The organism is Mesobacillus sp. ABV4_180 (assembly GCF_056158485.1).
The window spans coordinates 965,836-978,874 of the sequence record NZ_JBSWTJ010000001.1; the positions used below are offsets into that span (position 1 = coordinate 965,836).

Here is a 13,039-nt window from a genome sequence, read left to right on the forward strand (position 1 = left end):
ATTCACATATCTCATTTTTAAGATTGATTGGTTGAGGATTGGAAACACAGTGAGTATACTATAAGAAAGGGATCAAGGAGGTCTAAAAAGTGGAAAACATTGTGATTCTTACTGAAGAAGCTGCATTGCAGATTAAAGATATGATGAAGCAAAATGAAACCGAGGACGCATTCCTTCGTGTCTCTGTAAAAGGCGGCGGCTGCAGCGGCCTTTCTTATGGCATGGGTTTTGCTCATGAAGTAGAAGAAGGGGACAGTCAATTGGAGCAGCATGGCATTCGCATTCTTGTTGACAAGGAAAGCGCACCTGTTTTGATGGGAACAAAAATCAGCTACAAGCAGTCATTAATGGGCGGCGGATTCACAATCGACAACCCGAATGCCATCGCTTCATGCGGCTGCGGTTCAAGCTTCAAAACGGCAACTCGTGAAGGATCGCCTGAAGAGTGCTAAACAAAAAGCAAGGTCCTCGGACCTTGCTTTTTTTAGAGAAAGAAATTAGAATTGTCCAGCTCCAGCGCCTAGCCCCTCGAGACGTTTGTCTAATTGCGCCTCCTAGAAACCCCGAAACTTCAACTCCGCCGGCAGAAGCAAAAAGCGCTTCTTTGTCGGAGTCTCCAGTTTCTGCGTTTCTGGGCAGTCGGCTACACATTTCGATTTCGGTCCGCCCAATGAAGTCAAAGAACGACTTCACCGGTCGGCCCTCCAACGCTTGTCGGGGCTGATCAAGGCGCTTACGCATTTCTTACTTATTTGAACATGGAAGAACTGTGAAGCGGCTGTGTCTTCGCCTTTGGATCCATATAGGATTTTGCGTTGTTTACAGCAGTTGGAGCTTCACCGAAACCAGTCGCGATCAGCTTTACTTTACCTTCGTATGTGCAAATATCGCCTGCAGCGTATACGCCTGGAATATTTGTTTCCATCTTGGAGTTGACGACGATGGAATTCTTTTCTATTTCAAGTCCCCATTCCTTAATTGGTCCAAGTGATGATACGAAACCGAAGTTACAGATGACAGCATCAACATCCACTGAAACAGTGTCGTCACCATTAGCGTCCTTTAGAACAATCTGGCTGATTGCATTGCCATCGCCAACAAGCTCAGTTGGTACATAAGGAGTCTTGATATCAACCTTTGAATTTTGAAGGTTTTCAACACTGTGCTCATGTGCACGGAATTTATCCCTGCGGTGTACAATCGTTACTTGCTCAGCGATTGGCTCAAGCATCAATGCCCAGTCAACAGCTGAATCGCCACCGCCCAATACTGCGACCTTCTGGCCTGCAAACTGGTTCAAATCATCAATGAAATAATGCAGGTTCTTGCCTTCGTATTGAGCAGCGCTTTCAAGTTCAAGCCTGCGTGGCTGGAACGCACCGTTTCCTGCAGTGATAATCACTGTTTTTGTATAATGAACTTCTTTATCAGTCGTTAACTTAATTGTTCCGTCTTCCAGCTTTTCCAGTTTTTCAACAGACTGTTCAAGAGCAGTCGCTGGCTCGAATTTCGCCATTTGCTCTTTAAGGTTGTTGATCAGCTCCTGTGCACGGACCTTTGGAAAACCGGCAACATCATATATGTACTTTTCTGGATAAAGCGCTGATAATTGCCCGCCTAATTGTGGCAAACTTTCAATGATCTTAACTGATGCTTGTCTCATTCCGCCGTAGAAAGCAGTGAACAGACCAGCTGGCCCCCCGCCGATAATCGTGATGTCATAAACTTTTTGATCTTCTTTCACTCCATATCCCCCTCACTATGTAGTAAAATTGCTCCAATTTTTATAATACCATAAATAGAAAAAATAAACTCCTAATCATAAAGGAAGTACCGCTGTGGAACAATATATTTATCAAAAAATCACTTATTATATCGATAAAATAGTGAAATCAACCTATTTTCTGAATATTTCCAAGTTAACTTAATCGCTTGAAAATCAGCCACAAAAAGAATATTATGTATGGTAGGCAAGAATGTTAAGATTTTGTGACATTTTCAGGACATTTTTTTGAACTTTTTAGTGAATAATATCACAAACTTATGCGAATAGATGGCGGCAGATAGAGATGAGCCATTCGACCAAAAATATAATAAAAAGGTGGAAGTGATCACTTTGAGAAAGCCAAAGATCGTAATTTTAGGAGCAGGATACGGGGGATTAATGACAGCTACCCGTTTGCAAAAAGCTGTTGGTGTAAACGAGGCGGACATTGTCCTTGTAAACAAAAATGATTACCACTATGAAACTACATGGCTGCATGAAGCATCAGCAGGAACTTTGCATCATGACAGAGTCCGTTACGATATCCGCGATGTAATCGACCGTCATAAAGTTGAATTCGTCCAGGGAACAGTTGAAGAAATCAAGATGGATGAGAAGCGTGTAATCCTTGAGAACGGCGATATCATTTATGATTACCTAGTCATTGCCCTCGGTGCTGAACCTGAAACTTTCGGTATTAAAGGCTTGAAAGAGTACGCTTTCTCGATTGTTAACGTCAACTCGGCAAGACAAATCCGCGAACATATTGAATATCAGTTTGCGACATATAACACAGAAGCGGAAAAGAAAGACGAGCGCCTGACAATCGTTGTCGGCGGTGCCGGTTTCACTGGAATTGAGTTCCTTGGAGAATTGACAAATCGTGTTCCTGAGCTTTGCCGTGAATACGATGTTGATTACCACAAGGTGAAAATCGTTTGCGTGGAAGCTGCGCCAATGGTTCTTCCTGGATTCGACCCTGAGCTTGTCAACTACGCAGTAGCGCAGCTTGAGAAAAAGGGTGTAGAATTCCGCATCGGTACAGCCATTAAAGAAGCAACTCCAGAAGGAATCTTCGTTGCAAAAGGTGAAGAAGAAGTCGAAGAAATCAAAGTAGGCACAGTTGTATGGGCAGCAGGTGTCCGTGGAAGCTCCATTATCGAAAAATCTGGTATCGAAGCAATGCGCGGTCGTGTAAAAGTCCAGCCAGATCTACGTATTCCTGGATCTGACAATGTCTTCATCGTTGGAGACTGCTCATTGATCATCAATGAAGAAATCAACCGTCCATACCCGCCAACTGCACAAATCGCTATGCAGCAAGGGGAAGTTTGCGCAAGAAACATCGCCGCACTAGTTCGCGGAAAGTCTGAAATGGAAACATTCACTCCTGATATCAAAGGAACAGTATGTTCTCTTGGAGAAGATGACGCAATTGGCGTAGCATTCGGCAAGAAGATGTTCGGCACAAAAGCTTCATTCATGAAGAAGATGATCGACAACCGTGCACTATTAATGATCGGCGGACCTTCATTAGTCCTTAAAAAAGGCAAATTCAACGTTCTTTAAGATAAGTTTTTGGGAAACAGGCTTCTGATTGAGGCCTGTTTTTTTTGAACAAAAGGGAGACCACGGTCAAAATTATAGTGTATACGCATTATTTTTATAATTTTCTGAAATTTTGAGAAAGTGACAGATATTTAAAGAAAAAACAAGATGTATCCGTTTTCAAGGTGGATTTTCGGTCAAATTTGAACCTTTTCAAGAATCAAGAATCTCTGTTATATTATCAGAAAATTCAATAATATAAAGGAGAGATTCTCGAATGAAAATGCATAACCACGAATCAAAAGAATGTACTTATTGCTCAGGTAAAGGATATTTCCAATTGCTTCTTGGCGGCTCAGAAACATGTTCATGCTGCAGCGGTTCCGGCAAATCAAAAAAATAATAGCAGGGCATCTTGGACCTTCGCACATGCGGGGTTTTTTCTTTTGCCAGGTTAATCTTTTTTTCGGTTAAAAAAATAAGAAAAATCCTATCACAGAAAGAAGCAGCGCGATGAAATGAAGCAATAAAAATACCTTCATTGCAAACTGGGCATATGGATAATCTTTCACCAGCCCAAAATAAGAAATCAAGAAATAAACCAATATAGATAATAGAACCCCTCTTTGAAAAATAAACTCATTCCCATATGCGGTGAAATATAAAGTAAAAGGGATCAGCAGTGATATGAAAAATAATGTTTTATACTTCTGAAGAATCAGTTGCATGGAGAATTACTCCTTCCTATATTTTTATCTCTATAAAGAATTCGCCGGCCTTCCAATTTATTCCTTCTGCATTATAAAAACTTATCATCACCTTATTGAACCCAACATTGACTCAAATTAGGACAAACAGTAAACTAGAAATGATGTGTAATGGGGGGATTTTGACATGATGACGGTTGTCACACTGATCATTTCGATGTTATTATTTTTTGTCCTGTTTTTCGGGATTGGCTTTTTATTGAATATGCTTCTGCGCATGTCATGGATCATGGCTGTGATTTATCCATTAATTGCGATTTTCATTATTGATAAGTATCGGTTTATTGAATACTTTACAAATAGCGGCGAAGCATTCCGTGATCTCGGACAGCGACTATCACAACTTGCAATTGCAGATGTCCTGATTTTAAGCAGCGGTATGGCAGGCGCCATTCTCGCGGGTATTGTCATCAGGTTGCTGCGCAAAAAAGGATACCAGATGTTTTAAACGAACCAGGCCTTCAATTTTTATTGAAGGTTTTTTTGTGCATATAAATAAACTTGTTGGAAAAAATAATATCACAATTAAATTACTTTTACTGGAAGTGTAAATAGGTCTATAGGCACTTTTTTGCTCCTTTTGGAATATTTCTTGTGACAATGGGAAATTAATAGTTTTGGGAGGAGTGAAAAATTATATGAAAATTTTAAAAACATGGGCCAGACGTTCAGCGATGACGGTTTTATTTTTTGCTGCCATAACGTCAACGTTCCAATCAATCTCTGGAGTTGAAGCTTCAACATTTGCTACATATGTAATGGATCACCAACAAGATGGAAATTCACAATATGAACATAAAAAGAAATCAGTCGGACTTGCCATGAAGTTTTTGAAAAAAGTCTCTGACTTCACTACCAAGATTTCCTCAAGTGAAAAGGTTGCTGGTAAAGCGCCAACTTTGGAGGAATCAATGAACTGGTCTCAATACACTAAAAAGACGATCATCGCAACCGGGTATACAGCAGGGGTAGAATCGACGGGCAAGAATCCAGGACATCCGGAATATGGAATTACATACTCAGGTGTTAAAGTAAAACGGGACTTATATTCAACTGTCGCAGCGGATTTAAATGTGTTCCCAATCGGGACAGTCCTTTTTATTCCTGGCTACGGATTCGGTGTAGTCGCTGATAAGGGCGGCGCAATAAAAGGAAATAAAGTAGATTTGTATTATGACACTGTGAAGGATGTTTACGAGCAGTGGGGCAAAAAGACGCTTGATGTATACGTGATCGAAATGGGGAATGGCAAACTGACAGAAGCCGACCTCAAAGCACTCAATGAAAATGAATCAATGCAAGTATTCCGCCAGCAATATATCAGCGGCAAAAAATCATAATTACTAAGGCACTTTCCATAAGGAGAGTGCCTTTTCTGACTTTCACTCTATTTAGCGATGTATGAGTCCATACAGCTTCTCCAGACCATCAAGAAGCCGTGGCGATGGGCGGCAATACAGCTCCTCCTCAAGTATCAGGATGCGGTCGTTCTTGATTGCCTCGAGTTCATCCCAGCCCGGACGATTACTGATTAATTCCTTCTTTACTTTTTGTTTTCTGACCCCGACCCAGGCAATGCAGATGTAATCGGGGTTGCGGGATTTCACGTCATCCCAGTCCGTCTGGACACTTGCCAGCTCGACATCTTTGAAGATGTTTTCTGCGCCCGCAGCTTCTGATATTTCAGTCAGCCAGTTCATGCTGCCTGGTGTAAAAACGGGCTTTGGCCACCATTCCCAGTACAGACGGGGTATTTTGCCTGCAAGGGAGCCTTTTTGCTTGATTGCATCAAGCCTTTTCCTGAATTGTTTTGCCGCTTTTTTGCCGTGTTCAGCCCTATTCAAGGCATTGGCAGTTGTGATCAGGTCGTCTTCTATGTCCTGAAGCGACTGGGGGTTCAGGATGATATGAGGGATCTTGCGTAACTTTAAGCCTTCAATATTCTTCTCCATCCCTGGAACGCTGAGCGAGGCGAGTACCAGGTCCGGTTTTAACTGTTCAACAAGGTCCAAGTTAATCGAAAGGTCCGGTCCAAGCTGTGGCAGCGATTTTACCGTCTCCGGCCAATCTGAAAAATCGTCAACCCCGACAAGCAGCTCCGTCAGGCCGAGGAATTCCATGATTTCTGTGTTGCTCGGGCATAAAGAAATGACTCTCATGAATTTCACCTTCTCCTAAATGAGGTAATGCAGCAGCAATGTTAGGGCAATGCCAGTCAATCCACCGAAAAATACTTCGATTGGCTTGTGTCCAAGCAACTCTTTCAGTTCTTTCTGTTTTTCCTGCTCAGGCTTATCCTGCCAGCCTTTTGCTTCCTGGGCGAACCTGCTGAAATCGGAGACGAGCTGGTTCAGCACTATGGCTTGTTCGCCTGCCTGCCTGCGGACTCCTGATGCGTCAAACATCGTGATGATTGCAAAAACGGCCGAAACAGCGAATACCGCCGAATCAAGCCCAGCCTGAAGCGCAACCCCGGTCGATAATGCCGTAACGGCAGCTGAATGGGAGCTCGGCATGCCGCCTGTACTCGTCAGCAGCGACCAGTCAAGCTTTCGTGTTGCGATATATTGAATCGGGACTTTCACAAACTGAGCGAAAAAAATCGCAGCCAGTGAAGCCCATAATGGGAAATTCGTTAATAATTCCATAGTTGATCCCCTTTTTGTTAAAAATAATGCCCATATCAAGTTATACCCAAGACTACTCGTTTCATTACAGCATTCCCCAGGTTTGATAAAATAGTTCTAACCATTCTGATTGGGGTGAGGGAATTGACGGATTACCCGGATGAATACTATGAGTTCTTTATTAAATTCAACGAAGGCGACTATTATACCTGCCATGACTTGCTTGAAGATATGTGGATGACCGACAAGGGCAATCTGTTTTTAAAAGGACTGCTGCAAATGAGTGTCGCCATTTACCATTACAGTTACGGAAATGTAAAAGGTGCAAGGCTGATGATGCAAGCGGCCTATGACTACCTTCAATCTTATCGCCCAGTTCACTGGGGTCTTGATCTGGAAAAAGTTTACCCTTTCATCGAGGAGTGCCTAAGGACATTCCCTTTTGAACTGGATCGGGTTCCATATGAGGATGTATCATTGCTGCCTGAACTGCCTGTTTTATATTTGTATCTGGAAGATTAATTTGGAAAACAAGCAATTAGGAAGTCGAAATATTTTAATGGTTTCGATATAATGAAACTATAAATTCGGAGGTGAAGGAATTTGTTTAAAGTAAATGAACAATTTAATTTTACAAACAGCCATGACTGTCTAATAATTGGCTTGTTCAATAAGCCGTCTGGGCTTGAGGGACTTGTTGGAGAAGCGGACCAGCTATTTGACGGGCAGCTGACTGAGCTGATCAAAAGCGGTGATATTTCAGCAAAGAAAAAGGCAGTTTCAAAGATACATACTTTCGGGAAAATCGGCGCACGCAAAATTTATTTTGTCGGCCTGGGACATGAAAAGGAATACAGCTTTGAAACGTTGAGAGACGCATTTGGCCGCGTATTCAAGACGGCAAAGCAGGAAAAATGGACAGAAGCTGCCGTGCTTCTGGATACTTTCACAAGTGCAAATGTTGAGATTAGTGATGCGGCGCATGCATTAGGGGAAGCATTCCCGATGGCAACCTATGTATTTGAAGGGTATAAGCAAAAATCGAATGAGCCTGAAAAACGCATTGAAAGCCTGACAGTCTACAGCGCCGATGAAGAAGGCGAGGTTGAGGCAGCAGCTGAGGTTGGATATGTCTTCGGCAAGGGAACGAACTCAGCCCGTACGCTCGTAAATACGCCAGGCAACCTGTTGACTGCGGCGGACATGGCTGAATATGCTCTGAAGCTTGCAGAGAAATATGAATTTGAAGCAGAGATTCTGGAAAAAGAAGAGATGGAAAAGCTGGGCATGGGAGCATTGCTTGCGGTCAACCAGGGGTCTGCAGAGCCGCCAAAAATGATTGTCCTGAAATACCAAGGCAAAGAAGAGTGGACAGATGTAATCGGCCTAGTCGGCAAGGGAATCACATTTGATACAGGCGGCTACTCCATCAAGACGAAAGCAGGCATCGTCGGTATGAAATCCGACATGGGCGGCGCAGCAGCTGTGCTAGGTGCGATGGAAATCATTGGTGAATTGAAGCCTGAACAGAACGTCGTAGCAGTAATCCCATCAACAGACAACATGATCAGCGGTACAGCCTTTAAGCCGGACGATGTCATCACTTCAATGAGCGGAAAAACGATTGAAGTATTGAACACAGATGCAGAAGGCCGACTGGTGTTAGCTGATGCAATGACATATGCGAAACATCATGGCGCGAACTATCTTGTCGACATCGCCACCCTGACAGGGGGAGTCATTACAGCGTTAGGTCTGCACACATCCGGTGCTTTGACGAACAACGAAGACCTTTTCGAACAAGTTCTTGAGGCTTCCTATGAATCAGGAGAGCCAATCTGGCGCCTGCCATTGTTCGAACGCGACATCGAGCGCGTCCGCAGCAGCAAAATTGCGGACCTGAACAACTCTCCAGGTGCAGAAGGCCATGCGATCATGGGCGGAGCGTTTGTCGGCGAGTTTGCAGAAGGCACTCCATGGGTGCACCTCGATATCGCAGGCACTGCAACAACAAGCAAGGAACACGACCTCGGCCCGTCAGGAGCAACTGGTGTGATGGCCCGGACACTCGCATTGCTGGTCGAAAGATTTGAACCCGCAGATAAATAAGATTTAAATTTTTGGCTCTGTTATTGCCCAATGTTGATTTTTATTACCTGTTGATTGTAGTGGAAGGCGCGAAGACTCCTGCGGGATGAGCAAGTCATGGGAGACCCCGCAGACGCGTAAAGCGTCGAGGAGGCTCCCAGACTGCCCGCGGAAAGCGATGCGCCTGGAACGAAAATCAACAGCCCAATTTAACAGAGCTAAATTTTTTGACCCCAAAACCCGAGCGGTTTTGGGGTTTTTGCTGTACAAAAAACACTTCATCTCGCTAATATACTAAAAAACATTTGCGCAAAAAACAAATCTATGATAATTTAATACTTGTCATTTTAATTCTCTACCAATTTACCATACTAAAGTAAAAAACATATACATCGAGAGGGGAACTCATAATGAATGCAGTTGTTATTGCTGTCCTGGCGATGCTGATCCTTAGCTTGCTTCGTGTCAATGTTGTGTTGGCATTGATTGCTGGAGCGCTGATTGGCGGCTTGACGGGCGGCTTAAGTATAGAGAAAACAATTGAAGTGTTTACAGTCGGGCTAGGAGGAAGTGCTGAGGTTGCATTAAGCTATGCGCTTCTTGGTGGCTTCGCTGTTGCGATTTCCAAGACTGGTCTGCCAAATCTGATTGTTGATTGGATGATTGGTCTGATTGCCAGGAAGGGCGAGTCGAAAGCGAAGACCTATTCGAAAGCGATTATCATCATTTTGATTTTGATGATGTCCATTTTCTCGCAGAACTTGATTCCAATCCATATTGCATTTATCCCGATTTTGATCCCGCCATTATTAATCATTTTTAATAAACTCAATATAGACAGACGTTTAATTGCTTCCGTGATCACATTCGGTCTTACAGCACCATATATTTTGCTTCCTGTGGGCTTCGGGAAGATATTCCATGAAATCCTGGCTACAAATATGGCTGACAGTGGATTGAAGGTAGAAATGGCGGATATTCCTGCCGCTATGATGCTTCCTGTTGCAGGGATGGTCATTGGCTTGGCTGTTGCAATTTTTGTTTATCGCAAACCTAGAAATTATCAGGACAACCAAATCATTCAGGTAGAGAAAAATGAATACTCAAAGACAGGAATCATTTTCTCATTCATCGCGATTGTCGCTGCATTAGCGGCTCAAATCATTTTTGAGTCCATGATCATTGGTGCGCTAGCAGGTATCCTTGTCGTGTATGCGAGCGGGGCAATCAAATGGCGCGAGGCAGATCATCTTTTAACTGAAGGTATGAAAATGATGGCTTTCATCGGATTCGTCATGCTTGCTGCCTTCGGATTTGCTGATGTATTGAAAGAGACAGGAGATGTGGACACGCTTGTAAAGCAGGCTGCTGACACCATTGGAAACAATAAGGGCCTCGGCGCTATGATGATGCTGATTGTAGGGCTGCTTGTAACAATGGGGATTGGTTCTTCATTCTCGACCATTCCCATCATTGCTACGATTTTCGTTCCGCTTAGCCTTCAATTGGGTTTCAGCCCAATGGCTACCATTGCGATTGTCGGAACGGCAGCTGCACTTGGTGATGCTGGTTCACCTGCATCGGACAGTACACTTGGGCCGACTGCCGGCTTGAATGCTGATGCGCAGCACAACCACATTTGGGACACGGTCGTTCCAACATTTGTTCACTACAATATTCCGTTGATCATTTTCGGCTGGATTGCCGCAATGATTTTATAAATTGAAATCGCCGTCCACCTTTCCAGGCAGGACGGCTTTGTTTATTTTATAAAAAGAATTCGGTAGGATATAACCAAGAGGTGATATACATGTACTTCGGGAAACCGCGGAAAAAGGGTCCTTCAGACAGAGTGCCGCCAAACCAGAATGTGACGTCTTCATTCCCAGTTTTGCATTATGGCAATGTCCCATTCTATAAAGATCTCGACGATTGGACATTGAAGATCTTTGGCCTGGTCGACAAAGAAATGATTTTAACATTCAAAGAATTAATGGCTATGCCGCAAACAACATCTGGCAGCGATATCCATTGTGTTACTGGGTGGTCGAAGCTTGATAATGTCTGGGAAGGGGTATCCGCACAGAAGATTGCCGAGCTGGCCAAGCCAAAAGAAGCTGCGAAATATGTCATCCTCCATGCTGAAGAAGGATGGACGACCAACCTGCTGATTGAGGATTTTCTCAAAGAAAAAAGTCTGCTCGCGCATGCCCATAATGGAGAGAAATTGAGCCCAGAACATGGCTACCCTTTAAGAGCGGTCATTCCACATTTATATTTCTGGAAGAGCGCGAAATGGCTCAGGGGCATTGAATTCACCGCTGAGAACCGACCAGGATTTTGGGAGGAAAATGGATACCATATGTATGGTGATCCATGGAAAGAACAGCGAATGACCTGGGACTAGGCTTTTTTCAGAATGAACAGGACAAACGCCCACTCATCCCACTTTATTTTTGCATAAGAAGTATTGTAGGCAAAAATATGAGGGAGGCAGCTTGATGCAAAATAGAAGAAGGCCCTTTTACGGTGGTGGATTTGGCAGGCGCCCATTTGGCTTTGGGTTTGGCGGACCATTTTTAGGTGGTGTGGTAGGAGGCCTTTTAGGCAGCGCACTATTATATCCAGGCACTTATCCGGGATATTATCCTTATGGGTATCCTCCATACGGTTATCCTTATGGTTATTACTATTAATTAGGAATTAAGGAATTAAGCCGCTGTTCAGCAAACAGCGGCTTTTCTCATTCCCACCTCAATTGTGTAATGATATGGCAGCATTCTTTTTCCCCGACATAATCCACAAAGTTCAACGTTAGTCCATCGGGGTTATAGGTGATTTTCGGTTTTTTCTTGATTCCGGCTTCCATAACCAGCCTCTCCACTTCCTTCTGGTTTGATTGCTGTGCTGCTGACATGAGGTCATTGGAATAGGAGGTGGTAGCGTTGATCTTCTTCATCACTAAATTGGCGTCCTCCATTAACGCGATCGCTTTGGAGGCGGATGCTTTAAATAATGTGGTATTTACAGCTGGAAAGGGACGGAAGGACGGAAAATCACCAGGACTCGCAGATCCATTTCTCCAATAAAACAAAGAGTGCATAGAGCTCTCCTTCCTTTTTCAGGTAGTTTAACCTTTTTCAGTGTATGAACAAAAGGGCTGATGTATGAAGCAGGATTAAGCTAAACGGGCTTGAAAATAAAAAAAGAGGGAAATAAAGAGGGAAGGAGAAATGTAATACATATATACTTCTATTGTGAAATAGAATCTGACCAAGGTGGATAGTAAGGGGGGAAGCCTGATGGATTTGGATTTGGTAATCAATGTTATAGAAGATAACGGCTATATGGGCTTGTTTTTTTGGCTCTGGTTCGGCATTTTTGTGATTCCTGTTCCGAATGAAGTGCTTCTCATGACTATTGGTCTTGCTTCTTCAAATGGCGCACTATCTCCGTTCCCGGCTTTTTTAGTCTCATTCGCAGGCATTGCATCTGCTTTTACCACCAGCTATCTCCTTGGACGAATCATCGGCAGAAGACTTCTCCGCTACCTGGAAAAAAAGAAGCGATTTGCCAGTACAATTGAATCCTCGATGAAACTGATGGAAAAATATCATGCCTTTTCATTATTTCTAAGCTGTTTTATTCCTGGCGCCCGAAACCTCGTTCCATTGTTGTATGGCTTCAGCCGACTCCCCTTTAGGACATTTGCCATTTTCACCTATACAGGCGCTTTTTTGTGGGTTTCCATCATCTTTTTACTGGGCTACCAGTTTGGTGATAAAATGGACCTTATTATGAATTATAATAAAGAAATGTGGCTGGCTGTCCTGCTGCTGGCTGCTCTAGGGGCAGCTATTATAATGTACTGGAGGAAAAAATTGAGGAATCGAACTCCCTCCGACATTAGTGTGGAGAATGCCTTCATACAGGAAAGGCAGCAAAAATAGCCGCCTTTCATCCAAAGTCTTCTTGTTTTAGTAAATCGTCAATATCCCAGTTCCCTAAAAGTCATTGCGGTGTTCAACCAAATCGATCGCACCAAGCACGATATGAGCTAATCCGAAACCAAATAAGGTGTTGGAAATCATTTTATCGATTTTGCGGTTTTGCTTCATTGCATATCCAGCGGCAGTAACAGCTGTACCAAGAACAGTCGGAATCATGCCTTCGCGAATTCGATTCAACCAAGTTCACCTCATATAATAGAATATGTCCTTTAAGGACAATTATAGTTTTTCCCG

The 13,039-nt window shown here is 43.4% G+C and carries 17 protein-coding genes; 11 read left to right on the top strand and 6 right to left on the bottom strand.

Translation table 11 applies throughout. From position 1 onward, the window contains the following. The first annotated feature begins 89 nt into the window (after positions 1 to 89). Entirely contained in the window at positions 90 to 452 is a 363-nt protein-coding gene (locus ACXAEA_RS04715; RefSeq protein ID WP_475094782.1) for a HesB/IscA family protein, read from the top strand. A 296-nt stretch (positions 453 to 748) separates the two neighbouring features. Here ACXAEA_RS04715 and ACXAEA_RS04720 read toward each other — a convergent pair whose 3' ends face one another. Then, positions 749 to 1,744, bottom strand: a complete 996-nt coding sequence (locus ACXAEA_RS04720) for an NAD(P)/FAD-dependent oxidoreductase (protein ID WP_475094783.1) — start codon at positions 1,742 to 1,744, stop codon at positions 749 to 751. A gap of 372 nt (positions 1,745 to 2,116) precedes the next feature. Here ACXAEA_RS04720 and ACXAEA_RS04725 point away from each other — a divergent pair, with 372 nt between their 5' ends. Next, entirely contained in the window at positions 2,117 to 3,334 is a 1,218-nt protein-coding gene (locus ACXAEA_RS04725; RefSeq protein ID WP_475094784.1) for an NAD(P)/FAD-dependent oxidoreductase, read from the top strand. A 256-nt stretch (positions 3,335 to 3,590) separates the two neighbouring features. Further along, positions 3,591 to 3,716, top strand: a complete 126-nt coding sequence (locus tag ACXAEA_RS04730) for a YuiA family protein (RefSeq protein ID WP_475094785.1) — start codon at positions 3,591 to 3,593, stop codon at positions 3,714 to 3,716. Positions 3,717 to 3,783: 67 nt separating this feature from the next. Here the strand turns inward: ACXAEA_RS04730 and ACXAEA_RS04735 are convergent, their stop codons facing one another. Then, the gene (locus ACXAEA_RS04735; RefSeq protein ID WP_475094786.1) at positions 3,784 to 4,041 is read right to left on the bottom strand and encodes a hypothetical protein; all 258 of its coding nucleotides are present in this window, start codon (positions 4,039 to 4,041) and stop codon (positions 3,784 to 3,786) included. A 166-nt stretch (positions 4,042 to 4,207) separates the two neighbouring features. Here ACXAEA_RS04735 and ACXAEA_RS04740 point away from each other — a divergent pair, with 166 nt between their 5' ends. Continuing rightward, complete coding sequence (locus tag ACXAEA_RS04740) at positions 4,208 to 4,528, top strand: YuiB family protein (protein ID WP_475094787.1); 321 nt, start codon at positions 4,208 to 4,210, stop codon at positions 4,526 to 4,528. Between the two features lie 190 nt (positions 4,529 to 4,718). Beyond that, positions 4,719 to 5,420: a 3D domain-containing protein gene (locus ACXAEA_RS04745; protein WP_475094788.1), complete on the top strand. Its 702-nt coding sequence runs from the start codon at positions 4,719 to 4,721 to the stop codon at positions 5,418 to 5,420. A 51-nt stretch (positions 5,421 to 5,471) separates the two neighbouring features. Here the strand turns inward: ACXAEA_RS04745 and ACXAEA_RS04750 are convergent, their stop codons facing one another. Continuing rightward, complete coding sequence (locus tag ACXAEA_RS04750) at positions 5,472 to 6,239, bottom strand: cobalamin-binding protein (RefSeq protein ID WP_475094789.1); 768 nt, start codon at positions 6,237 to 6,239, stop codon at positions 5,472 to 5,474. Positions 6,240 to 6,254: 15 nt separating this feature from the next. Further along, a complete protein-coding gene (locus tag ACXAEA_RS04755) occupies positions 6,255 to 6,728 on the bottom strand; it encodes a divergent PAP2 family protein (protein ID WP_475094790.1) in 474 nt (157 codons plus the stop codon). Between the two features lie 123 nt (positions 6,729 to 6,851). On the opposite strand from ACXAEA_RS04755, the gene ACXAEA_RS04760 reads away from it, so the two are divergent. The 5 genes from ACXAEA_RS04760 (at position 6,852) to ACXAEA_RS04780 (ending at position 11,491) form a co-directional block, all read left to right on the top strand. Next, a complete protein-coding gene (locus ACXAEA_RS04760) occupies positions 6,852 to 7,229 on the top strand; it encodes a DUF309 domain-containing protein (protein ID WP_475094791.1) in 378 nt (125 codons plus the stop codon). A gap of 81 nt (positions 7,230 to 7,310) precedes the next feature. Next, on the top strand, positions 7,311 to 8,816 hold the full coding sequence (locus ACXAEA_RS04765; RefSeq protein ID WP_475094792.1) for a leucyl aminopeptidase: 1,506 nt from the start codon (positions 7,311 to 7,313) through the stop codon (positions 8,814 to 8,816). Between the two features lie 389 nt (positions 8,817 to 9,205). After that, positions 9,206 to 10,516 (top strand): Na+/H+ antiporter family protein, encoded by a 1,311-nt coding sequence (locus tag ACXAEA_RS04770; protein ID WP_475094793.1) that lies wholly within the window; start codon positions 9,206 to 9,208, stop codon positions 10,514 to 10,516. A gap of 89 nt (positions 10,517 to 10,605) precedes the next feature. Continuing rightward, on the top strand, positions 10,606 to 11,202 hold the full coding sequence (locus ACXAEA_RS04775; protein WP_475094794.1) for a sulfite oxidase-like oxidoreductase: 597 nt from the start codon (positions 10,606 to 10,608) through the stop codon (positions 11,200 to 11,202). Positions 11,203 to 11,296: 94 nt separating this feature from the next. Beyond that, entirely contained in the window at positions 11,297 to 11,491 is a 195-nt protein-coding gene (locus ACXAEA_RS04780; RefSeq protein WP_475094795.1) for a hypothetical protein, read from the top strand. A gap of 47 nt (positions 11,492 to 11,538) precedes the next feature. Here ACXAEA_RS04780 and ACXAEA_RS04785 read toward each other — a convergent pair whose 3' ends face one another. Continuing rightward, positions 11,539 to 11,898 (bottom strand): YuzC family spore coat inner layer protein, encoded by a 360-nt coding sequence (locus tag ACXAEA_RS04785; protein WP_475094796.1) that lies wholly within the window; start codon positions 11,896 to 11,898, stop codon positions 11,539 to 11,541. A 199-nt stretch (positions 11,899 to 12,097) separates the two neighbouring features. Here ACXAEA_RS04785 and ACXAEA_RS04790 point away from each other — a divergent pair, with 199 nt between their 5' ends. Continuing rightward, positions 12,098 to 12,745 carry a DedA family protein gene (locus tag ACXAEA_RS04790; protein ID WP_475094797.1) on the top strand — a complete coding sequence of 216 codons (648 nt, stop codon included), beginning with the start codon at positions 12,098 to 12,100 and terminating at the stop codon, positions 12,743 to 12,745. A 54-nt stretch (positions 12,746 to 12,799) separates the two neighbouring features. Here ACXAEA_RS04790 and ACXAEA_RS04795 read toward each other — a convergent pair whose 3' ends face one another. Then, a complete protein-coding gene (locus ACXAEA_RS04795; protein WP_475098055.1) occupies positions 12,800 to 12,961 on the bottom strand; it encodes an asparagine synthase in 162 nt (53 codons plus the stop codon). Positions 12,962 to 13,039: the final 78 nt, after the last annotated feature.

Excerpts from the sequence above, each read along its gene's own strand:
- ACXAEA_RS04730 (WP_475094785.1), top strand. The coding sequence starts at position 3,591 with ATGAAAATGCATAACCACGAATCAAAAGAATGTACTTATTGCTCAGGT.
- ACXAEA_RS04735 (WP_475094786.1), bottom strand. The coding sequence starts at position 4,041 with ATGCAACTGATTCTTCAGAAGTATAAAACATTATTTTTCATATCACTG.
- ACXAEA_RS04740 (WP_475094787.1), top strand. The coding sequence starts at position 4,208 with ATGATGACGGTTGTCACACTGATCATTTCGATGTTATTATTTTTTGTC.
- ACXAEA_RS04745 (WP_475094788.1), top strand. The coding sequence starts at position 4,719 with ATGAAAATTTTAAAAACATGGGCCAGACGTTCAGCGATGACGGTTTTA.
- ACXAEA_RS04750 (WP_475094789.1), bottom strand. The coding sequence starts at position 6,239 with ATGAGAGTCATTTCTTTATGCCCGAGCAACACAGAAATCATGGAATTC.
- ACXAEA_RS04755 (WP_475094790.1), bottom strand. The coding sequence starts at position 6,728 with ATGGAATTATTAACGAATTTCCCATTATGGGCTTCACTGGCTGCGATT.
- ACXAEA_RS04770 (WP_475094793.1), top strand. The coding sequence starts at position 9,206 with ATGAATGCAGTTGTTATTGCTGTCCTGGCGATGCTGATCCTTAGCTTG.
- ACXAEA_RS04775 (WP_475094794.1), top strand. The coding sequence starts at position 10,606 with ATGTACTTCGGGAAACCGCGGAAAAAGGGTCCTTCAGACAGAGTGCCG.
- ACXAEA_RS04780 (WP_475094795.1), top strand. The coding sequence starts at position 11,297 with ATGCAAAATAGAAGAAGGCCCTTTTACGGTGGTGGATTTGGCAGGCGC.
- ACXAEA_RS04785 (WP_475094796.1), bottom strand. The coding sequence starts at position 11,898 with ATGCACTCTTTGTTTTATTGGAGAAATGGATCTGCGAGTCCTGGTGAT.
- ACXAEA_RS04790 (WP_475094797.1), top strand. The coding sequence starts at position 12,098 with ATGGATTTGGATTTGGTAATCAATGTTATAGAAGATAACGGCTATATG.
- ACXAEA_RS04795 (WP_475098055.1), bottom strand. The coding sequence starts at position 12,961 with ATGATTCCGACTGTTCTTGGTACAGCTGTTACTGCCGCTGGATATGCA.